Origin of the sequence: Aquimarina aquimarini (assembly GCF_900299535.1) — a bacterium.
Taxonomy (GTDB): domain Bacteria; phylum Bacteroidota; class Bacteroidia; order Flavobacteriales; family Flavobacteriaceae; genus Aquimarina; species Aquimarina aquimarini.
In genome coordinates this window covers 62,167-82,266 of record NZ_OMKE01000035.1, presented here as the reverse complement: position 1 = coordinate 82,266, position 20,100 = coordinate 62,167, and the positions used below count along the sequence as shown (strand labels likewise).

The 20,100-nt window shown below is 33.1% G+C and carries 24 protein-coding genes; all 24 read right to left on the bottom strand.

Annotation, left to right across the window (positions count from 1 at the left end):
- Positions 1–41: 41 nt before the first annotated feature.
- The 24 genes from lolB2 to flxA all read right to left on the bottom strand — a co-directional run bounded on the left by lolB2 (position 42) and on the right by flxA (position 20,072).
- A complete protein-coding gene (gene lolB2, locus DG508_RS14735) occupies positions 42–647 on the bottom strand; it encodes a flexirubin biosynthesis protein LolB2 (RefSeq protein WP_108868879.1) in 606 nt (201 codons plus the stop codon).
- Positions 628–1,245: a flexirubin biosynthesis/transport protein LolA2 gene (lolA2, locus tag DG508_RS14730; RefSeq protein ID WP_108868878.1), complete on the bottom strand. Its 618-nt coding sequence runs from the start codon at positions 1,243–1,245 to the stop codon at positions 628–630. Before lolA2 ends, lolB2 begins: the two co-directional genes overlap by 20 nt.
- On the bottom strand, positions 1,238–2,014 hold the full coding sequence (locus tag DG508_RS14725) for a polysaccharide deacetylase family protein (protein WP_108868877.1): 777 nt from the start codon (positions 2,012–2,014) through the stop codon (positions 1,238–1,240). Before DG508_RS14725 ends, lolA2 begins: the two co-directional genes overlap by 8 nt.
- Positions 2,008–3,072, bottom strand: a complete 1,065-nt coding sequence (locus DG508_RS14720) for a beta-ketoacyl synthase N-terminal-like domain-containing protein (protein WP_108868876.1) — start codon at positions 3,070–3,072, stop codon at positions 2,008–2,010. The genes DG508_RS14725 and DG508_RS14720 overlap by 7 nt, the downstream gene beginning before the upstream one ends.
- A 48-nt stretch (positions 3,073–3,120) precedes the next feature.
- Positions 3,121–4,323: a beta-ketoacyl-[acyl-carrier-protein] synthase family protein gene (locus DG508_RS14715; protein WP_108868875.1), complete on the bottom strand. Its 1,203-nt coding sequence runs from the start codon at positions 4,321–4,323 to the stop codon at positions 3,121–3,123.
- 16 nt (positions 4,324–4,339) lie between these two features.
- Entirely contained in the window at positions 4,340–4,597 is a 258-nt protein-coding gene (locus tag DG508_RS14710) for a phosphopantetheine-binding protein (protein WP_103863428.1), read from the bottom strand.
- Position 4,598: 1 nt separating this feature from the next.
- Positions 4,599–5,219: a 3-oxoacyl-ACP synthase gene (locus tag DG508_RS14705; RefSeq protein ID WP_108868926.1), complete on the bottom strand. Its 621-nt coding sequence runs from the start codon at positions 5,217–5,219 to the stop codon at positions 4,599–4,601.
- 7 nt (positions 5,220–5,226) lie between these two features.
- Positions 5,227–6,288 (bottom strand): methyltransferase, encoded by a 1,062-nt coding sequence (locus DG508_RS14700; RefSeq protein ID WP_108868874.1) that lies wholly within the window; start codon positions 6,286–6,288, stop codon positions 5,227–5,229.
- A 17-nt stretch (positions 6,289–6,305) separates the two neighbouring features.
- Positions 6,306–7,451, bottom strand: a complete 1,146-nt coding sequence (locus DG508_RS14695; protein ID WP_108868873.1) for a beta-ketoacyl-[acyl-carrier-protein] synthase family protein — start codon at positions 7,449–7,451, stop codon at positions 6,306–6,308.
- A complete protein-coding gene (locus DG508_RS14690) occupies positions 7,452–7,889 on the bottom strand; it encodes an acyl-CoA thioesterase (RefSeq protein ID WP_234418239.1) in 438 nt (145 codons plus the stop codon).
- Entirely contained in the window at positions 7,879–9,150 is a 1,272-nt protein-coding gene (locus DG508_RS14685) for an ABC transporter permease (RefSeq protein WP_108868871.1), read from the bottom strand. The genes DG508_RS14690 and DG508_RS14685 overlap by 11 nt, the downstream gene beginning before the upstream one ends.
- Positions 9,143–9,883 (bottom strand): ABC transporter ATP-binding protein, encoded by a 741-nt coding sequence (locus tag DG508_RS14680; protein WP_108868870.1) that lies wholly within the window; start codon positions 9,881–9,883, stop codon positions 9,143–9,145. The genes DG508_RS14685 and DG508_RS14680 overlap by 8 nt, the downstream gene beginning before the upstream one ends.
- A gap of 7 nt (positions 9,884–9,890) precedes the next feature.
- On the bottom strand, positions 9,891–10,886 hold the full coding sequence (gene darH / locus DG508_RS14675; protein WP_108868869.1) for a BtrH-related acyltransferase DarH: 996 nt from the start codon (positions 10,884–10,886) through the stop codon (positions 9,891–9,893).
- Positions 10,876–11,283, bottom strand: coding sequence for a flexirubin biosynthesis protein DarG (gene DarG, locus DG508_RS14670; RefSeq protein ID WP_108868868.1), 408 nt, complete (start codon positions 11,281–11,283; stop codon positions 10,876–10,878). Before DarG ends, darH begins: the two co-directional genes overlap by 11 nt.
- A 6-nt stretch (positions 11,284–11,289) precedes the next feature.
- Positions 11,290–11,745, bottom strand: coding sequence for a hotdog family protein (locus DG508_RS14665; RefSeq protein WP_108868867.1), 456 nt, complete (start codon positions 11,743–11,745; stop codon positions 11,290–11,292).
- Positions 11,742–12,176, bottom strand: a complete 435-nt coding sequence (locus DG508_RS14660) for a hotdog family protein (protein ID WP_108868866.1) — start codon at positions 12,174–12,176, stop codon at positions 11,742–11,744. The genes DG508_RS14665 and DG508_RS14660 overlap by 4 nt, the downstream gene beginning before the upstream one ends.
- Before the next feature lies 1 nt (position 12,177).
- Complete coding sequence (darB, locus tag DG508_RS14655) at positions 12,178–13,311, bottom strand: dialkylresorcinol biosynthesis protein DarB (RefSeq protein WP_108868865.1); 1,134 nt, start codon at positions 13,309–13,311, stop codon at positions 12,178–12,180.
- The gene (locus tag DG508_RS14650) at positions 13,311–14,240 is read right to left on the bottom strand and encodes an NADPH-dependent FMN reductase family protein (RefSeq protein WP_108868864.1); all 930 of its coding nucleotides are present in this window, start codon (positions 14,238–14,240) and stop codon (positions 13,311–13,313) included. Before DG508_RS14650 ends, darB begins: the two co-directional genes overlap by 1 nt.
- On the bottom strand, positions 14,241–15,125 hold the full coding sequence (locus DG508_RS14645; protein ID WP_108868863.1) for an LpxL/LpxP family acyltransferase: 885 nt from the start codon (positions 15,123–15,125) through the stop codon (positions 14,241–14,243).
- Between the two features lie 6 nt (positions 15,126–15,131).
- Positions 15,132–15,380, bottom strand: a complete 249-nt coding sequence (locus DG508_RS14640) for a phosphopantetheine-binding protein (RefSeq protein ID WP_108868862.1) — start codon at positions 15,378–15,380, stop codon at positions 15,132–15,134.
- The gene (locus DG508_RS14635) at positions 15,373–16,605 is read right to left on the bottom strand and encodes a beta-ketoacyl-[acyl-carrier-protein] synthase family protein (protein ID WP_108868861.1); all 1,233 of its coding nucleotides are present in this window, start codon (positions 16,603–16,605) and stop codon (positions 15,373–15,375) included. Before DG508_RS14635 ends, DG508_RS14640 begins: the two co-directional genes overlap by 8 nt.
- Positions 16,606–16,612: 7 nt before the next feature.
- Positions 16,613–17,344, bottom strand: coding sequence for a flexirubin biosynthesis SDR family reductase FlxB (gene flxB / locus DG508_RS14630; RefSeq protein ID WP_108868860.1), 732 nt, complete (start codon positions 17,342–17,344; stop codon positions 16,613–16,615).
- Positions 17,345–17,409: 65 nt separating this feature from the next.
- On the bottom strand, positions 17,410–18,537 hold the full coding sequence (locus DG508_RS14625; RefSeq protein ID WP_108868859.1) for a WG repeat-containing protein: 1,128 nt from the start codon (positions 18,535–18,537) through the stop codon (positions 17,410–17,412).
- Entirely contained in the window at positions 18,537–20,072 is a 1,536-nt protein-coding gene (gene flxA, locus DG508_RS14620; protein ID WP_108868858.1) for a flexirubin biosynthesis tyrosine ammonia-lyase FlxA, read from the bottom strand. The genes DG508_RS14625 and flxA overlap by 1 nt, the downstream gene beginning before the upstream one ends.
- Between the last annotated feature and the right edge of the window lie 28 nt (positions 20,073–20,100).

The window sequence follows — 20,100 nt, the reverse complement described above, 5'->3', positions numbered from 1 at the left end:
TGTTGAGATTATGTCTTAGGGGTAATTGTGTTTGTACTTTATTAAATTGATTTTAAACTAATTTTAAGTTTTATTCCTTTATGTTCAATTGTAATCAGATTTGCAATAGTATCATTAATTTCTGAAAAAGTAAAAACTACCTTTTCTTTTCCGTTGGAAACTCTGGCGATTTTACTTATTTTATTATCTGTTTGGTAATAATAATGTTTTTTTTTGTCTATTTCGGTTTCAAAAACAAGATCCTCATGATGAGAATACGTATTTGTGAGTTTCATATTTTCTTTGATCAATGTTCTGAAATCCTTTTTCAAAATAGAAATCAATATCTTTTTATTGAAGTCATCAAGAATATGATTTACAGTAAAATCATTATCAATAAATGAAAAGTCAAAAATTTTATTACCCATTTCTGTCGTAAAAACAACACGATGATTTGCATCATTTATTTTTTTTATAATCAAGATACCTCCAAAATGCCTTTTGTAAATATCAATAGATGCTTTGTATATATAATCTTCTGTCTTATCAGAGAAATGTGTATTCCTTAGGAAAGTATCAGAAGTTTCTTTTTTCTCAAACTTATTTTTTTTTGGATAAGAAGCACATCCTACACAAAGAAAACAAAAACTAATTAGCAAATATCTCATCTGCCAGAGGTGTATTTATTGTTCTGTTATTAAATATGATAGTGGTGTAATCATCAGATGGCTCTATCATTTTTACTTCAATAACATCACCTTTTGTATTAAATGTAATATGAAATACTTTGATAAATGTTTTGAATTTCTCGTCTCTAGGATTAAAATGGACTTCGCTATTTTTGCCTTTTTTATAGTAATTGATACTAAACTCATTGGTGTCAAACATATCTCCTTTTACACTATTGATGATCAATTTATTCAATTGCTTGAATTGCTCACTCGACCCAATGTCTATAGTATTCTTATTACCATTATCATTGATATACAGTGATTGGTTTTTGAATACTACCGAATATTTAAAAGGCTTACTATATTCCCATTTTACCATATTTGGGGTTTTGAAAGCCATTTTTCCTGAAGTAACAATATCATTGGCCAAAAAATCCAAATGCTTGTACTGTGTAAAATCACTAGAAATAGTGTTTATAGTAGAAGCATAAGTTTTTACTTTTTCTTTTAGAGCATTAGCCTCTATAGTACTCATTTTTGTTTGAGCAGCTAGTGTAGTAGTAATAAAAAGGAGTAAAAAAATAAATTTAGGCATATGCTTTTATCTTAAATAGAGAATCTATAGTGACAGATTCTAGGTTTTGTTGCTGTAAAAATAACAATAACTGTTCCAAAACAAGAATTGTTTTAGCGCTTGTATCATGTAATAAGATAACATCACCTGGAGACAAACCAGTTGTTATTCGTTTTAATATCGTATTTACATTTCTAGAGGTGGTATCCAAAGATCGTACATTCCATCCTATAGATTGTAAACCTGTAACTTGTAATGCTTTTTTTATCCTTGGATTAGTAACACCAAAAGCAGGTCTGTATAATTGTAGAGTGACTCCAATTTTTTCTTTTACGATTGCATTGGTCTGCTTTAATTCTGAGATTACTTTTTTTGTTTCAAAAAAACCAAAAGTATTTGCATGAGAATAAGTGTGATTACCTATGGTATGCCCTTGCTTTATACAATCTTGCACAATTTCAGGGTAGGTGTTAATATGTTGTCCGATACAAAAAAAAGTAGCTTTAGCATTATACTTTTTTAATAAGTTTAATACCTGTGGAGTGAATTCAGGATTTGGTCCATCATCAAAGGTAATAGCTATCTGTTTTTTAGTAATACTTTTATTAGAATTAAGAGATGTAAAATGATAATTCCATTGTATAAATGAAGACCCTAATGCGGTAACATTAAACCATGTGAAAGCTAATAAGAAATAAAGCCATATAGGTAGATCTATCCAGTAATTGGTTATTAGCAAAACCAAAAAGATGACCAGTGTTACTTTGTTTACCTTGTTATAACTTAGCATTTACGTAGTAAAGTGAAGCTATGATTTTCTCCTCTATACTGATTATATAATAGAATGGTTGTATAATTTGTTATTGACTTATTATTGATTTTAACTACATCAGGCAAATGTTGTGTTTTTAATATTTTGGATGCTAACCATAGTCCAAAAGAAGAAGCAGTGTTAAACTCACCGCACAGATGCTTATAGTATATTTGTTGTGTGTTTTGAAATATTCCTGAGCTAAGCTCATGATAAAACGAGTCGTGTTTTACATCACCATTATTGCCTAGTACAATAGCATCTATGTCACCAATATTTATACCATTATCTTGTAAAAATTCTTGAGCGAGTTGCTGTATTTTGTTTTTAGAAACAGTATTGTATGTAGTTATAGCCAAAACTTCGGCATAATTCGATGCTTGTTTTTTATTTGAGACTACAAAAAAGTTGGCGCCTTCTCCAAATACAGCACCTTCAGTTGTAGCGTTTAATAATGCAGTAGAGTCTATCTTTTCTGGTTTGATATGATTTACAATTTTATGAATGGCAACCGTATGATCTCCTAGTTCGTCAACTCCTCCTATCAATATTGTATTGGCTTCGTCATTTTCTAGCTGTAAAGAGGCGTCTAGTAATGCTGATTCAAAAGATACACTGGCATGTACATAAGTAAAATTATACCCTTTGCACTGAAGCTCTAGAGCGATTTGCCCGCCAACTGTATTGTGAGTAGATTGTATAAATGAGGTAGGGGTAAGGTACTGCTCATTATTATCGATAATAGCACTTACAAATTTCTCTGAATCCCTTACACACCCCATTCCTGTTCCAGTAATGATCGCATCAATCTGTTCTTTGTTTGCATCATTTAGAGCAATTCTAGAAGCTACAACGCCCATTTTAATACCCTTTGCCATTCTACGTGCAGCGGCAGGTTTAATATATTCTTTGTAGTTGGGGTTAACAGCGGTTATTACAGTATCTGTATAGGTAATGATTTCGTCTAAAAACTCATTGTTATCAAATGTTTTTTGACAAGAAATCGATCCGAGACCGCTTATATAGACTGCACTCATGTTTCTTTGTGATTAAATAATATATTTAATTCTTTATCTACAATACTATTATTGTTCTTTAGAAAAAATCAGCGTAGAACAATTACCTCCAAAACCTAATGAATTAGACAAAACTGTTTGTAGTTCTTTTTCTTTAAGTTCTAATTGAGGGGTGATATCAAACTCTTTCATCTGAGTTTTAAAATTCAGATTAGGGTATATTATATTGTTTTGTAGCGCAAGGACTGCATATACAGCTTCGATTGCTCCAGCCGCTGCCAATGTATGCCCAGTATATGCTTTTGTAGAACTAAAATCAGGTACGTTATCTTCAAAAACACGTAAAATAGCGCGTCCTTCTGATAAATCATTATTGCCAGTCGCTGTACCATGAGCATTGATATAATCGATATCTTTTGCAGTATAGTTAGCAACTTTTAGTGCTTTTTGCATTGCTAGTGTAGCACCATCTCCGTTTTCTGAAGAAGCTGTTTGATGATACGCATCATTCGCATTGCCATACCCTTTTACATATGCTAAAACCTCTTTTTTTTCTTCCGAGATAACTTTATCAGATTCCAGTACCAAAAAAGCAGCAGCCTCACCTAGATTAAGTCCTTTTCGGTTTTCATCAAATGGAGTATTATAGGTGTCAGAGAGAATCATTAAGGTTTTGAATCCATTAATAGTAAATTTACAAAGGCAATCAGCTCCTCCTACAATTACTCGATCTAATTTTCCTGATTTTATCAATCTAGCTCCGAGCATTATAGCGTTTGCCGCAGAAGAGCATGCAGTGCTAATGGTTGTAACTAGACTTTGTTTGATTCCTAACTGTTCTGCTATTTTTTGACTAGAATCTCCAGCATGATGACCATCAATATATTTTTGAGAACTTTTGTTTTCAAGATAGTCATAATAATAGGTCTCTGTCATATCCATTCCACCAACACTTGTAGAAGAGATCAGCCCAGTTTTATAGCTATTGATATTTGTGATTTGAGCATTTTGCACTGCCTGTTTGGCGGCAATAGCCCCTAATAATGCTGTCCTAGAATAGTTGTTGTCTGTAGAAAGACCCAGTTGTTGTTCTAATTCTGAATTGGTAGAAGCAATCTCACCAACCATAATATCATTTTTATGGATAGTGTCAATTTTAGAAATTTTGGAAATTCCTTTGTTGCTATTTATAAGTGATTGGTAGTTTTCTGCAACATTGTTTCCAATAGCAGATACTACTCCCATTCCAGTTATTGCTACTCCTTTACTCATTCAGGGATCTTAGAATTTATTTGGTTCTATGCTCTGTAATATATTTAGCCATTATTTCTATAGATCCAAAAATTTCGCGACCTTCTTTGGGATCGGTCAATTTGATTCCATAGTTCTTGTCTAGCATTACGATTAGTTCTAATGCATCGATTGAGTCTAGACCCAAACCATCCCCAAAAAGGATATCATTATCAGCAATATCTTCAACAGTTATATCTTCAAGATTTAATTGCTCAATAATATTTTCCTTAAGTTCTTGTTTTAAAACCTCCATGTTATATAGTATATAATTTTATTATGTCTTGTTTTGTATGTTGTGTTATTCCTTCTTTTGAAACCAGATACATAAATGCTTCATATGTAGTTCCATTATATTCTACCCATCCGCAAAGTACCTCATCGGCTTTGCCAATTGATAATAAACTATTTGAATAGTTTAATAAATGCTCAGCATTAAAGCTGTCAAAGATAAAAAAACTATTTTCAGAATGAAGTTTATATTTTATACTTATCTCACCAATACAAATATTAGGTAAAGTATATACAAATATGGCAGGGCTAGGATAGTAGTTGTCTGCATCTTCGATAGAACTCTGATGTTTTCTATCAGTGTCTAAACTAGAGGATTTATTAGAGAATACAATAGCAATATTATTTTCTTTTTGAGAATCCAGATGTTCGTTTTTCAGTATCACATCCGAAGCTAAAAGTGCTAGTTTGCTTAACCCATCCATTTTGAAAAACTTGGAGTACTTTATGTCAAAATTTCTATATGCTGCTTTGGCAAAAGCTAAAAAATCAGGACTTTCTAGGTTTTCATATATAACAGAGCCATTAAAAGAAATGGTATTGTTTTTTACATGACAAAATGATTTTATACGAAACTCTGATTTCATAAATTGATTACTTTTTTTTGCAAACAAGTATAGTATGATATTCACCTACAGCTAAATCTTCTTTGATAACTAATCCAGCCTTATTTACTAGTTCGATTAATTCTGTAGACTTGTACATTTTACTGTTTCCGTTGGCAAGAACTGTAAAGTACAAAGATGTAGCTTCCAGAATAAATTTAGCATTATCAAACTTTTGCCTGTCGGTATAAGTTTCCATGATGAGAAGCTCGGTTGTATCATCCATAGATGCTACACAGACTTTTAATATTTTCAGAATTTCTTCTTTAGAAAAACAATCAAGAAACTGACACATCCATATGGTGTCTGCACCAGTAGGGATTTTTGGGTTGTCTGATAACCAGTCTATAGGGTGTCCTTTGATACGATGTTCAAACCCATTGTTTTTTGCAGAAGCGAGGGCTTTTTTTAATTGGCCAGGTAAATCAATCATTGTTATAGCAACATCTTCATTATAGTTACAAGAGCTAATAGCAAATTTTCCTGTGTTTGCACCAATATCAAATATTGATTTTGGGTTTTTTCTAAATACAATTTCTAATGCTTCCTGAAAAATATCATCAGAGTAATGATGATCAAACTCAAACCAGGATTTTTGAATTTCTGGGTCTAATTGAGAGAGTCCTTCATATATTGTATTCCAATTGCCCAATTCCTTTAATCCTTCAGGCTTTTCATTTTTTATAGCATCATTAAGATGGTGTAGTCCTTTGTAACATACATCATTGGTAAAGTTGATATTTACATCGACTGTTTTGTTATAATTTAAGAAATAACCAATATTAGTTAACTCGTATGCATTACCTTCATTTTTACTTACAATATTTGAGCTTTCAGCAATTTCTAACAATACACTAATTCCGTATTCACTAATCGATAATTCTTTAGCAATATTTTCTAGTGTGATTCCTCCTTTTTTTCTTCGTTCAAAAATAAGATCTAAAATCCCTAGTTTTCTCAATGAGATTGTTGCTTGAAAAACAAAAGGAGCGAATGCTATTTTTTGAGCTTCTTGAATTGCATCTATCGCTTTAATGGTTTGTACGGGCATAGTGTTGGAATAATAAGTTATTTAATTTTTTTGAATATCGCCGCTGTATTACAGCCTCCAAATCCAGAGGCAGTTTTTATAAATATATCTAATGGCTTTGTGGTTGTTTTTGTTATTATGTTTAAGGGCTTTGATGTTCCGTGTTTATCAAAACCTAATGAGGCATATAGTGTGTTGTTATATAGTGAGTGCATACCAATTATTGTTTCTACCAATCCAGAAGCTCCTAACGTATGTCCAAAATATCCTTTGAGACTGTTTAAAGGAATATCACCCATATCTAATTTGTTAAAAGCAATAGCTTCTGTCTCATCGTTAAATAATGTTGCTGTGCCATGTGCAGATATATAGTCGATGTCACTAGAGGTTACTTTTGCCTCTTTACATGCAGACTCAATACTTCTACACAATCCTTCTCCTGTACGGGAAGGGCCAGAAATATGATTGGCATCGTTGGACGCGCCTTCTCCTAGAATGACAACAGCTTCGTTTGGTAATTCATTTTTATCATTGGTAACCAAAACACTGGCAATAGCTTCACCAATATTTACTCCAGTTCTATCCTTGTCATATGGTTTGCACAAGGTGTCGCTCAGTGCTTGAAATGAATTAAACCCTGTGAGTATGAATTTTGTTACCATATCACCACTTACAATAAACACATCATCATAAATACCTTGGTTGATATAGCGTTTTGCAATTGCAACAGATAAAATTCCAGACACACAGGCATTAGAAACAACAATAGTTTCATTTTTGAATCCTAATGTGTTTTTAATCACTTTTCCTAAGGTGCTAAGGTTTGCTCGTTCTTTTGAGAATGTACTGTTCTTATCCAGAACATCAATATTTCCTTTGGTGGTAGAAATAATTAATCCAGTACGGTCTGTCAAAGGCTTATTTGAAGCTTTAATTACTTTGCTTAATGAAGAAATCATCATTTTTTCTAAACGAGTAAAATCTCCAGAGATGTTTAGCCGTTCAAAGTCATTTGATACATCTTTTGAAGGTATTATTGCCGAATAAAATGGAACGGGTAAAATGTTTTTATCGTTTATAAGTCGTAATCCTGATTTTTGGTGATGAATGTTCTTTACTACAGTTTCACTGTCAAAACCAAGAGGCGATGTTATATTATTATATGATAGATAGACTTTACTCATTTATATAAGACCTTCTTTTTGTTTCCAATCTAGAAAAAATTGAGGAATTGTTAATGATAATTCGCCATTGCCAATATCAGAAACAAATACCTGTATGGTTTCTCCTGTACATACTAATTTCTCATCTTGGTTATAAATCTCATATCTGAAAATCATTTTTGCTGCAGGACTATCTACATATACTGTTTTTATGGTGGCAATATCACCATATCGTAACGGTAATTTATGTTCTGTACTTGATTTTACAATAGGTGTTGCATAACCAAACTCTTTTTGATCTAAGTAAGAAATGCCATGATGTCTTCCAAATGCTTCTCTGCCATCTTCAAAATATTGAATATAATTACCATGCCAGACAATTCCTAGAGGATCTGTTTCTACAAAACGTATTCTGATTTGTGTTGTAAAGCTTATCTCTTTACTATTTTTAGACCGCATGTTTCTTTTCATTATAAACAATAGAAATTAAAACAGTTATTATAAAAAATAATAAAAGTAATATTATTTCGGGAACAATTTCGATAATACTAGCATTTCGTAAAAATACGTCGTAGAAGGCATTTAGCCCCCAATTCATTGGTGAAATATTAGATATAATTTGCATAAATTGAGGCATTGCAAAGACAGGTACCCAGACGCCTCCCAAAGCAGCTAGAATAACTACAAAAGTAGCCCCAAAAGGAGCAGATTGTTCTTGAGTTTTTGCAATAGTACCAAGTAATAAACCTAATCCAATTGCAGCCAATCCAGCAAAAAAAGCAACAATAAACAGATTAAGTAATCTGCCAGATATTTCTAATTCAGGAAGCCCGAGTTTAGGGAATATATAAACTCCTATAAGTAGCATTATAATAAATTGAATCATACATACAGCAAGATATACTGCTGTTTTTCCTCCTAAAACAGTAGCGTATGAAACTGGATTTGTTCTTAATCTTACAAAGGTTCCTTGGTTTTTTTCTTTTACAATATTTATAGATAACGGCACAATGATAAAAAAGATGGCAAATAAAGTCCATGCTGGTACATTGTGCTGTACAGAGTTTGGTATAATTTCTTTATTACCTTGCTTGGGCATTATCTCTTTAAAAGTAATAAAGTTGTCGGTTTTAAAAAGAACTTCACTCTCATCATCAGATATCTGTTCCTGAAAAGCTTTATAGATAGATTGCGTTTCTATCTTAGAAATCATTTTATCGATACCATTTTTTACAGAGTTCTTAAAAGTTACTTGTGTAGCGGGATCAAAGTATAGTCTAACTTCTTTATTAGGAATAGTTTGTTTGAGGCTTATTTCTTCTGATTCTTCCTCAACTCCAAATTTTTCTAAAATACCTTCTACATTTTGATCTACTTTTTTCTTCAGATCTGTAGAGAGATCTTTAGGGATAATAATAGCTAATTGATATTCTCCTTTAAAGACGAGATCTTTGGCTTCATGTTCTTGTTGTTTTTCAATAATTGTAAAACTGTTAGAAGATTTTAAACCATTGTGTATCGTTTCTGATACAGTGCCATTATCATTATCTACAAGAAGTATTGGGATTTTATTATTTCCGATAGTTTTGAAAGAGCTATCCTGTATTATGGTGATAGTTATAATTAGTACTATCGGCATAACAAATAAAATAGCAATTCCCCCAATATCTCTAGTGAGTAATAAAAACTCTTTGTATGTAGATGCCCATAATTTATGCATGATCTCTAAGGGCTTTTCCTGTCAATGCCAAAAATACGTCTTCAAGATTATTTGCATTTTTCTGATTAGAAACTAATTCTTGTGGCTGTCCTTGAGTAATTATTTTACCATGATCTATAATCGCAACAGTGGAACAGAATTTTTCGGCTTCGTTAAGGTGGTGTGAAGTATAGACTATAGTAGTTCCAGCTTCATTCAAACCTTGTAAGTATTTGATGATTACATTTTTTGATTGTACATCTACTCCAACAGTGGGTTCATCCAGAAATAAAACTTTTGGATCATGTAATATGCTTGCAATTAGATTTATGCGGCGTTTCATTCCGCCAGAAAATGTACTTACTTTTTTATGAGTAAATCTTGAGAGACCTAATATATCGATAGCACTATTTATTTTGTGTTTTAGTACAGTCCCTTTTAGCCCATACATGCTTCCAAAATAGGCAAGGTTTTCATAAGCTGTCAAAGAAGGATATAATGCGTATTCTTGAGGAACAATCCCAATGCGTTGTTTTAACTTATTAGAATTTTTATACGTGAGATTATCTATGGTAAATGATCCTGATGTAGGTTTTATCAAAGAACAGAGTAATGAGATTAGTGTAGTTTTTCCAGCACCATTTGGCCCCAATAGCCCAAAAATCTCCTTCTCGGGAATACATAAATCCAAATCAGCTACAGAATAGGTCTCTGCACTTTTATACTTTTTTGATAGCTGTTCGATTTTAATCATATGTATCTTATATGGCTTTCCTTAATTTTTTGAAGAAAGCTTCTTCTCTATTTGCGAGGTCGTCTAGTTGAGAAGCTATATTGTTATAGGCATCATCTTTTGCACTTCTATTTTTGTATATACGAGAAGCATCTAGAGCAAAATCTCTCCACGAATCTCCAATTTCTGTCATTTCTGTAGATAATTGAGTAAGGCTGTCATTCTCTAAAAGCTTTCCTGCTTCTTGCAAAAATGCAGCATATATATATCTAAAACCACCTCCACCAGTTCCTATTTCTTCTTGCATACGAACGATTTGCCCCAAATAATGATTGGCAACTTTTACGCCTTTCTTTTTTGGCCACTTACGAATAAGTTTGGCAACCATACGAATTCCTTTTACGCCTACTACTGGTACAGGAGCCAACATGTCTCTACAGGTATGTTTGATGCCTTTAACTATAGCTTTTCTTATATTCAGTTCTTTAGGAAAATCTATTGGGTAATACATGTGCCCTTTGGGAGCAAAAGCTCCTTTGGCAAAACGAACTTTTTCGAGTTCTTTTTCTGTCAACGTGGTAACCGTTTCCATTACAGGGTCACTTATTAGATAAGTGTCACCCTTTTTACCATAAACAACAAGGTTATGTGCGTTAAAATGAAATCTATATTCATCAGGGAAATAAACGAGGTTGTATACTCCTACTTGTAACCCTACTGGATTATTTTCAGCAAGGTTTTCGTTTAGACGTATTTTGGCAGTTTCTGGATTTTTAAATTTTTCTCTTTTTATTTTTATACCTACTCTTTTGGCAAATCTTTTAAAAATAAGACCTGGCATAGCTCTGTAGGTAAGGGCAGGGGCATGGTTTACTTTTAAGAACGGAATGTAGCAAAACAACAGGCCAGACCCAATACCAAAAGCCATTGGCTCACTTACATCAAAACCATTGTGTTTCATAAGATTGGATACAACACCGTTTTCGCAATGTGCTGATTGATGGTGTGTAAAATTAATCTCCATGTTCAATATTTTTTAGTTGATCTAAAGTGATTTCAAAAGCATCAGCATATTTCTGTAATATTTTTGATGAAAGATTCTGAAATACCTTAGGTTTAAAATGTCTTTTTACTCGCCATTTCCAAATACCTACATAGCTGGATAAAATAGAAATATCCATTTTATGAAGCTCCATATAATATTCTATAGGGCTCGTTTGGTTATTGATTACCTTGTCTTTTGCATGTGCCACACGCTCATTTATTTCTTGTATAGCATTGTCTAAAGCAATGGTTTTGGGTTCCCATCCACTACTATTTGCAGTTGTATATTCTCCATCCTCATTAACGGCATAACATAGCTCTTTAAAATCACCAGATTTTAAACTGCTATTATCTTGAGGGACATCGCTTTTTTTCATAATCACTTATTTTACTTCCTGGATAAATAAATTCATCTCACAAGATAATAATTCTTTGTCTTCTTCATGGATTTCACAATTTAAAGTGCATATACTGTATTGCTCAGTATCAAATCTAGATTTTAATACAGCGGTAGAAATAATTGTTTTCCCAATAGAAGGATGGTCTGTAATAGAGACTTTTTTTATGGCACTTATAAAACCTATAAGTTTTGTGCCTTTCCCTTCAAGATCATCATCATCAAAGTAGCTTTTACCAACAATAGAAGAACAGGTTTGTGCCGCATTTTCTACCAAACCAATTTCGTTAAAAACTTGGTTATCTATAAAGATACAATCGGGTTTTATGTAGAAAGAAGTTGATACATGTGTATCATCTAGTGTTAACACCTTATCTACCATCAAGAATGGAGCCCGATGAGGTAAAAATTTACTGATGTCTAGTTCTTCAAGTTTATTCATTGATTAGCAATAACTGTTTTCATTTGCCCAGAAGCAATTACTTCTTTGTTGGGGTTGTATATGTCTACTTGCACCAATGTAACCCCCATAAACTCATGTAATATTTCTGCTCTTGTAGTGATGGTTTCTTCTACTTTTGGAAGAGACGAAATGATCACTTTTTTTATAGAACCTATATAGCCAATAGGGGCAGGGGATCCTTTTAAAAAATAATCATAACCAGTATGCAAGGCTACTGTTTGTGCCATGTTTTCTACGAGTCCAGGTTCTGTGAGTTGATGGTTCGTTACTAGGATATTTTGAGCAGTAATTGTCAAAGATGAGGTAATACTTGTTTCTGAGAATGCTAGCAAGGCACTGACCATCTCAAAAGGTTTTTTTTGAGGGATCAAGTGAGAAACATTTGTAATAGGTAAACTCTGTTCTTTCATTTTAACAAACGGTTAGGTATGCATAGGTATAAGAAAACCTAGAGCTTTCTGGTACAGATAATAAAATAGTATCTCCTTTTTTTAATTTCCCTGAAGCAACAAGTTCTTCTAGCATAATATAAATAGATGCTGATCCAATATTTCCTACTTTGCTCAAATTCATAAACCAATTTTCTAAAGGGATCTCTATACCTTGATTTTTCATCTCTTGATATAAGGTCTCTTTAAAATAATAGGATGAGATATGTGGTAGATAATAAGTGATGTCCTGAGGCTTGAGATTATTTTTGTCAAGCACTTTCTTTAGGCTGTCGACTCCTTTTGTTAGAATATTTTCTGAGAGTAGTTTGACATCTTGCTTTATAGCAAATAATGATCTTTGTGCCCACTCCTCAGAAGGATATTCGCTCCATGGTTTTAATTCTCCGTTTTCTTGCTTGTCTCCTCCTGCATACATACAAGCTTCTAACTCATATGCATAAGAGTACCCTTGCATCCACTCTATTTTTAGCGGGCAATTACCATTGGGTTGATTTTCTAGAAGAAATGCTCCTGCACCATCTGATAACATCCAACGAAGAAAATCTTTATTGAATGCCAAAATTGGGGTTTCTTCTAATTGTTTAAGGTGCTCAATTTCATTTTCAAAAACGTCAGATTTCATCCATGAAGAAGCACGTTCAGAACCAGTACATACAGCATTTGTGTTTTGTGCTGATTTGATTGCCATATATCCATATTTTAAAGCATTCATTCCAGAACAACAAGCTCCCGAAGGAGAATTGATCTCAAGATTTCCGTTTTTTAAATGCCCGTGAACCATTGCAGTGTGTGATGGTAGTATCTGGTCAGGACTTCCTGTACCACAAGAGAGTATTTGGATGTCATTAGTTGTAAAATCAGCGTCGCATAAAAGTGCTATTGCTTCTTTGGTAAGTTCTGCATTGTTGTGTGTTATTTGACCATCAGTATCAAGTGCATAATAACGAGTCTTTATTTGGTTGTTACGTAAAACAACTCGTCTGGCTTTTGATACGGTGCCATTAAGAATACCTAATCGTTCCTCCATTTGATCATTACTGACGGGTTCGTTGGGTAAAAATTTTGATATCCGAGTGATGTATACTTCTTTCATTAATCGTTTTTTGTGATGACGGATGAGTAGTATTTTTTATTTATGTTTATTTTTTGATAGACCAAAAAATAAGTAGCCAAAAATACAATAAAAACTAGTGGTGCAATTATCCAAATGGCAAATAACAAATAATAGTTAAAGAAAATAAGTAGCTTCTTACGTTTTGCGGTATTGATTTTACCTTTTTTATAAATAAGGTTTGCCCACTTAGAGAATAAAACATTGGCTCTTTTGTCTACAAGGACAAGAAAAGGTTTGATTTTTACTGCATCTAATTTTAAAAGGCTGTCTTGTAGGGTTGCATAATTATTGGTAAGTAGAGCTTTTTGTATTGGTAAGGCAAATTTTACTGCATCGTTTATATCTTTTTCAGAAACACCAGGTTTTGGGAAAAATCCTAAAAACCTGCTTTTTTTTCCAGTAAACATCCAGTGCGTTATAGTTAATACACTGATGTGGTTAATATGCCTATCTATCAAAGCGATATTGCCAACTAATTTTGCATTGCATAAGTTTAGCAGTGTTTTTACTTTTTCTTGTGCCTGAATCCACATATTTCTACAACCAATAACTGTAATTACAGGTGTGTCGTTTAATAATTTTTTGGCATCTTCTGATTTTAAAAAAGAATTGATAGGAATCGAAGGTGATAAATACCATACTTGATGACCAAGTATGATTAAATCATATTTTTGATTTAGTATATCAGAAGGAACAGGCTTTATTTTGTCAGGTATTTGAAGAAATGACTCAGGAAAAACATCAAAAAACTTTTTCTTATCCCAAGGAAAAGGGTAAGGAGTTTCCATTTCTATTCTATGATGTGTAATTGTTATTTCTTCTGATGAAGCTAAAGGGGCAACAATATTGTTAACAATTTCTGACAGTTGACCAGATTGAGAGTAGTGAATGACTAATACATGCTTCATTTATTTGTTTTTTACATTCCAGAAATCAAAATAGTTAAACCATTGCAATGGATATTTGTCTAATATCCATTGTACACTTTCTGTATACTCTTTTAATAACCCTTTTGCATCTCTTTGTTTTGCTATTGCTTTTCTAGCATATAAATGGTAATGTGTGTTGGTTTCTTTCATTACATAAACAAAGAGAATAGGAACTTTTAATCTAGAGGCCAAAAGAAAAGGACCAGAAGGAAACCTAGCCTCTTGCCCTAATAAATCTTGTGTTAAATATTTTGAGCCTTCAAGATAGCGATCTCCTGTGATACATACAATTTCATTTCTAGCTAATGCAGCATTAATCTCAAAAATGTGAGAAAGATCTTCATTAATATAAATGTAATTGATAGCAGATTTTTGCATTACACTTTCTAGGTAGTCCTTGATAGCGGTATGCTCTGTATTGGTGGTGAGAATACTTATCGAGGCGTTTTCTTCTAATTCTCCAAAAAAATGTTCGGCGATTTCAAAATTTCCAAGATGAGCACTGATAAGGATGCCTCCTTTTTTTTGCCGTAGTGCTTCATTTATAAGTTCTACACCATCAAATGTATAGGTGAATTTATCTCTAAGACCTGAGGATATGGCTACTTTGTCAATAATAGTTTGACCAAAAACATAGTAGCTTCTAAATATCTTTAGAATACTCTTGTATTTACCATGGCCAAGTCTTTTGTGTAGGTAATAATGTATACTTTTACTACTTGATAAGGAGAAAACACAAAAATATATAGCCACAAAATATAAAATAAGATAAGCAGCGCTTAGTCCTATTTTTTTTATTAGAAAAACAAAAATTTTATATCCTAGTACACTACCTCTGGATTTTCCTTTCCATTCAGTATCCATGTATTTTTATAGCATTTTTATTTTGTTTTCTATCAAGTCATAAAAATTTTGAAGAGAGACAATATCTACAAAGTCTTCACCTACAAGCTTTACACCAAAATTAGATTCTACAGCAACAACTAGATCAACAAAATCAAGACTGTCTAGTTCAAGGGTTTCTTTTAAGTTTGCTTCAGGAGATATTTCTTCTGCCTCTACTTCAAACTCATCAATAAGAAAGTCGTTTATTTTTTCAATAATAACTTCTTTATTCATCTTTTACTTTTATGTTTTTTATTATTAATGCGGAATTTGTGCCCCCAAATCCAAATGAATTAGACAAAAATACATCAATTTTTTTATCTAGAGTTTTATTCACCAAATTTAGTTTAGTAGCATCTTCATCAGGATGTTCTAAATTTATGTTTGGAGCAATAAATGAATGTTGCATCATAAGCATAGAATAAATGACCTCGCTAGCTCCTGCCATCCAGCATTCGTGTCCTGTCATTGATTTTGTAGAGCTTACATAAGGGCCGTTTTCTCCAAATACATTAAAGATTGCTTTTGCTTCATTTGCATCCCCTACAGGTGTTGAGGTTGCATGGGCATTAACATAATCTATAGTTGATGTTTCTATATCAGCTTGTTGTATTGCTTTTTTCATAGCAATAGAGGGGCCATCAACATTGGGGGTAGAAATATGATCTCCATTAGAAGAGAATCCATACCCTATGATTTCGCCCAAAATAGGAGCTCCTCTTTTGATTGCAGATTCATAGCTTTCTACAATAAGGGTTGCTGCTCCACCACTAGGTACTAGTCCGTCACGATTAGTGTCAAAAGGACGAGAGGCCTTTCCTGGGTTTTCTGTATTAGTTGAAAATACTCCTAGTCCATCAAAACTCCCCATGGCAAGCTTATTTATTTCTTGAGCCCCACCACAAATGATGCAATCTTGCAGTCCGCTTTTTATAAGCTGATAGGCCATACCAATAGCATGAGATCCACTGGCACAAGCTGCACTAATTGTAAAATTTATTCCTTTTAGTTTGAATATAGTAGATAGATTCATAGTTACAGAGGAGTTCATTCCTTTAAAAATAGCTCCTGAACCTACCAAAGTAGTATCTTTTTTTTCTCTTATTTTATCAGCAGATTCGATCACTGATTTTGCTGTGCTATCATTTCCATAAAGTATCCCTACTTCGTTTTGATCTAGGAAAGATTGATCGATATTAGCGTTTTGTAAGGCTTCAATTGTAGCGATATATGCGTATGTGCCTTCTTGTCCTAGGCTAATGCGTTGTCTTCTTGAGAGTGCTTTTTTTAGGTCGGGTTCTGCTACCATTCCTGTAAGGCAAGAACGATATCCAAATTCTTTTCTGGTTTCATCAAAGACAATACCTGATGTGCCGTTATATAGTGATGCTTTTACTTCTTCAAGGTTTTTACCTATACAAGAATATATCCCCATTCCTGTGATTACAACTCTTTTCATATGTAAGTTACGAATAAATTCCTCCGTTTATATTGATTACTTCCCCTGTAATATACGATGCATTTTTAGAAGCTAAAAAAGAAACGACATGTGCCACTTCTTCTGCCTCACCAAATCTATTGGCAGGAATTAGTTTTTTGAGTTCTTTCTCGTCTAGTTCATTGGTCATATCTGTTTTGATAAATCCAGGGGCAACTGCATTTACAGTAATTTTTCTTTTGGCAATTTCTTGTGCTAATGCTTTTGTGGCACCTACTATTGCTCCTTTTGCTGCAGAGTAATTTGTTTGTCCTGCTGTTCCTTTGACACCAGATACAGAGGCGATATTGATAATTCTACCGTATCTGTTTTTTAGCAATTTCTGAATTAGATGGTTTGTTACATTATAAAATCCATCAAGAGAGGTGTTTATTACGTTTTGCCAATCTTTTTGAGGCATCCACATAAATAAGCCATCTTTGGTAATCCCAGCATTATTAACAATGACCTCTATAATAGCATCTTTGTTGTTTTCTTGCCAAGTATCTAGTTTTGCTTTTACCTGCTCTGCATCTGCTACATTAAACTGAATAATCTCGGCAGTTTGACCAGTAGCTTCTACTAGCGCCAAGGTTTCTTCGGCAGCAGTTTTATTACTATTGTAATTTATTAATATATGATAGTCGGTATCTTTTGCAAGTTGTATACAAATTGCTTTTCCAATTCCTCTGGAACCACCGGTGATTAAAGCACATTTCATTTAGTATGATATTGTTTTCTGTTTAATAAGGAGATTTTTTGGTTTTAGAGCACTAAGTAATAATGCTATCTAAATAGCTCTAAGTTTTCAAACCACGTATTTTTGAGAATTTCTCCTTTGGTATTTAGAAAGCACCAAGATTTTTTGTGTTTTACTCTTGCTAGGCCATTTACAAAACCTTTTTGTGCATTTTTTTTGAAAATGGAAAAACCACCAGCTGTTATTTCATAGCCGTCTTTGATAACGAGGGCTCCTTTTGTATCAATAAAACCCCAAAGTTTTTTGAGTTTAACAGGGGCTAAGCCATCAGTACTGAAAATTTCAGCATCCTTAAAGGTAAATGGTATTATTGTTTTACCTGAGGTATTTATGTATCCCCATTTTCCATCCTTATTTACAGGAGCAAGGCCGTTTTTGAATGCACGAACTTTGTCAAAAGTCGGTTCGATTACCCAATCACCACTAGCATTGATATATCCAATTTTATCATCTTTTTTTGCATAGGTAATATCTTTATTAATAGAAAAATCCCATATTTTTTGGGCCCCTGCTACTTCTTTGAATTCTCCATTGATGATTAATCCGTATGATTCATCTTTGAATGCTATAATATGATTATTGTAGACATTGCTTATTTTATCAAAAATAGTTTTTACAAAATAGTTCCCAGAGGTATCTATTAGTCCCCATTTTTCATTTTCTTTTACCTTGGCATATCCATTTACAAAGTTAAATGCTTTTGAGAATTTTGGAGCAACGACAACCTCTCCTTTTGTATTGATAAAACCAATCTTGTCTTCATTTCTAATGATCGCATATCCATTTTTGAAATCATAGATTTTATCCGTATTGATATCGGTTAAAGCTTTTTCTCCTTTGGTGTCAATGTAAAACCATTCTTTGTTTTTGAGTACTGCAGCTATTCCAGAATCAAACGCTTTGACTTTGTCATACTGTGGTTTTATGACCCATTCTCCTTTTCTGTTTATAAACCCCCAAAGTTTATCGTTTGTTGCGGCAGCAAGATCTTGAGAGAAGTTTTTTGCACTTTTGAATGTTGCAGGGATTTGCCAATCTCCTGTTGTTGTGATATAACCAAATTTACCATCAGTATTAGCAAGTGCCAGCTTTTGAGCAGACACTTCTAATGAGTGGATAAAAAGTATAAAAATTAAGAAGTATTTAGTATACATTACGCTTCTTTGGTTTCATTATTTATAATAAAATCTTTCACCTTATTCACATAAGGGTACATAACGACATCTTCTGTAAATATAGGAACTATATTTCGTATAGCATCATACATTTTCTTTGTTTCAGAAGAAATATCATCTTTTACCTCTAGATATTCGATAGCTTGTACGATGGTAATGAGTTCAATTGCAATAACTTCAAATGCATTTTCGATCACCTTTTTTGTGGTCAAGGCGGCATTGGTTCCCATGCTTACAATGTCTTGATTGTCATTGTTGTTGGGGATACTATGTACATACATAGGGTTTGATAGCATTTGGTTTTCTGCAGTTGTAGATGTAGCTGTAAATTGTACTCCTTGCATTCCAAAGTTTAGTCCTAATTTGGCAAGGTTTACAAAAGGAGGTAATATGTTATTAAGCTTAGAGTTTAATAAATAATTCAATTGACGTTCTGCTAGCATTGTCATTTTTGCAACTACAATTTTTAACTTATCCATTTCTAAAGAAACATAGTCTCCATGAAAATTCCCTCCATGATATACATGTTTTTTCTCTACATCTATAATCGGATTGTCATTGGCAGAATTTACTTCTTCGACAAGAATTTTCTCTACATTATTTAAAGTGTCAAGTACAGGACCAAGGATTTGAGGAACGCAACGTAATGAGTAATATTCTTGTACTTTTTCTTTAAAAACGGTTACCTCAGTTTGGTCTGTATATAAATATTCTTCTCTCTTTCTTGTCAAAGAGCTGTTTTCTAGATGCGTACGCATCTGTTTGGCAATTTGTTGTTGACCAATATGTTTTTTTGCGTGATTTAACTCATATGATAAGTGATCATCGTAAGCTTTTACAATTTCATTAATTGCACAAGAAGCAGAAACCATCCAGTTAAGTAGTCTTCTTGTATAGACGGTATTTACTAATCCTATCCCTGTCATTACAGAGGTGCCATTCATGATAGCAAGCCCTTCTCGAAGCGCAACTGTAATAGGGGTTATGTTTTCTTTTTCAAAAACTTCTTTTGTTGCTTTTCTTTCTCCTTGGTAGAATACTTCTCCTTCACCAATCAAAGTCAAGGCTAGATGTGCCAGTTGTACTAAGTCTCCACTAGCTCCAACACCTCCATGCTCATAAATGAGTGGGGTAATATCTTTATTGATCATTAAGGTCATTACATCGACTACAGATTTATGAACCCCAGAGTTACCAAGACATAATGTGTTTAGACGAGCGACCATAGCTGCTTTTACATACATAGGAGGAATAGGATTTCCTGTTCCAGATGCGTGACTTCTAATCAAATTGTATTGTAGTTGATTCCTTTCCTCATCATTTATTTTGTATTGGGCCATGGGGCCAAACCCAGTATTTACTCCGTAAATGACTTTGTTTTCAGAAAACTCTTTTAAAAAGTTAAAACTTTTTTCTACAATTGCTAAAACACTTTTGTCTATGGCAATCGATTCTTTTTTGAATATGATATTGTAAAAATCCTGTATTCCTATTTTCCCGTTAAGTGTTTGCATCTATAATTTTGCTCGAAATTTTGTGAAT

Excerpts from the sequence above, each read along its gene's own strand:
- lolB2 (WP_108868879.1), bottom strand. The coding sequence starts at position 647 with ATGAGATATTTGCTAATTAGTTTTTGTTTTCTTTGTGTAGGATGTGCT.
- lolA2 (WP_108868878.1), bottom strand. The coding sequence starts at position 1,245 with ATGCCTAAATTTATTTTTTTACTCCTTTTTATTACTACTACACTAGCT.
- DG508_RS14725 (WP_108868877.1), bottom strand. The coding sequence starts at position 2,014 with ATGCTAAGTTATAACAAGGTAAACAAAGTAACACTGGTCATCTTTTTG.
- DG508_RS14720 (WP_108868876.1), bottom strand. The coding sequence starts at position 3,072 with ATGAGTGCAGTCTATATAAGCGGTCTCGGATCGATTTCTTGTCAAAAA.
- DG508_RS14715 (WP_108868875.1), bottom strand. The coding sequence starts at position 4,323 with ATGAGTAAAGGAGTAGCAATAACTGGAATGGGAGTAGTATCTGCTATT.
- DG508_RS14710 (WP_103863428.1), bottom strand. The coding sequence starts at position 4,597 with ATGGAGGTTTTAAAACAAGAACTTAAGGAAAATATTATTGAGCAATTA.
- DG508_RS14705 (WP_108868926.1), bottom strand. The coding sequence starts at position 5,219 with ATGAAATCAGAGTTTCGTATAAAATCATTTTGTCATGTAAAAAACAAT.
- DG508_RS14700 (WP_108868874.1), bottom strand. The coding sequence starts at position 6,288 with ATGCCCGTACAAACCATTAAAGCGATAGATGCAATTCAAGAAGCTCAA.
- DG508_RS14695 (WP_108868873.1), bottom strand. The coding sequence starts at position 7,451 with ATGAGTAAAGTCTATCTATCATATAATAATATAACATCGCCTCTTGGT.
- DG508_RS14690 (WP_234418239.1), bottom strand. The coding sequence starts at position 7,889 with ATGCGGTCTAAAAATAGTAAAGAGATAAGCTTTACAACACAAATCAGA.
- DG508_RS14685 (WP_108868871.1), bottom strand. The coding sequence starts at position 9,150 with ATGCATAAATTATGGGCATCTACATACAAAGAGTTTTTATTACTCACT.
- DG508_RS14680 (WP_108868870.1), bottom strand. The coding sequence starts at position 9,883 with ATGATTAAAATCGAACAGCTATCAAAAAAGTATAAAAGTGCAGAGACC.
- darH (WP_108868869.1), bottom strand. The coding sequence starts at position 10,886 with ATGGAGATTAATTTTACACACCATCAATCAGCACATTGCGAAAACGGT.
- DarG (WP_108868868.1), bottom strand. The coding sequence starts at position 11,283 with ATGAAAAAAAGCGATGTCCCTCAAGATAATAGCAGTTTAAAATCTGGT.
- DG508_RS14665 (WP_108868867.1), bottom strand. The coding sequence starts at position 11,745 with ATGAATAAACTTGAAGAACTAGACATCAGTAAATTTTTACCTCATCGG.
- DG508_RS14660 (WP_108868866.1), bottom strand. The coding sequence starts at position 12,176 with ATGAAAGAACAGAGTTTACCTATTACAAATGTTTCTCACTTGATCCCT.
- darB (WP_108868865.1), bottom strand. The coding sequence starts at position 13,311 with ATGAAAGAAGTATACATCACTCGGATATCAAAATTTTTACCCAACGAA.
- DG508_RS14650 (WP_108868864.1), bottom strand. The coding sequence starts at position 14,240 with ATGAAGCATGTATTAGTCATTCACTACTCTCAATCTGGTCAACTGTCA.
- DG508_RS14645 (WP_108868863.1), bottom strand. The coding sequence starts at position 15,125 with ATGGATACTGAATGGAAAGGAAAATCCAGAGGTAGTGTACTAGGATAT.
- DG508_RS14640 (WP_108868862.1), bottom strand. The coding sequence starts at position 15,380 with ATGAATAAAGAAGTTATTATTGAAAAAATAAACGACTTTCTTATTGAT.
- DG508_RS14635 (WP_108868861.1), bottom strand. The coding sequence starts at position 16,605 with ATGAAAAGAGTTGTAATCACAGGAATGGGGATATATTCTTGTATAGGT.
- flxB (WP_108868860.1), bottom strand. The coding sequence starts at position 17,344 with ATGAAATGTGCTTTAATCACCGGTGGTTCCAGAGGAATTGGAAAAGCA.
- DG508_RS14625 (WP_108868859.1), bottom strand. The coding sequence starts at position 18,537 with ATGTATACTAAATACTTCTTAATTTTTATACTTTTTATCCACTCATTA.
- flxA (WP_108868858.1), bottom strand. The coding sequence starts at position 20,072 with ATGCAAACACTTAACGGGAAAATAGGAATACAGGATTTTTACAATATC.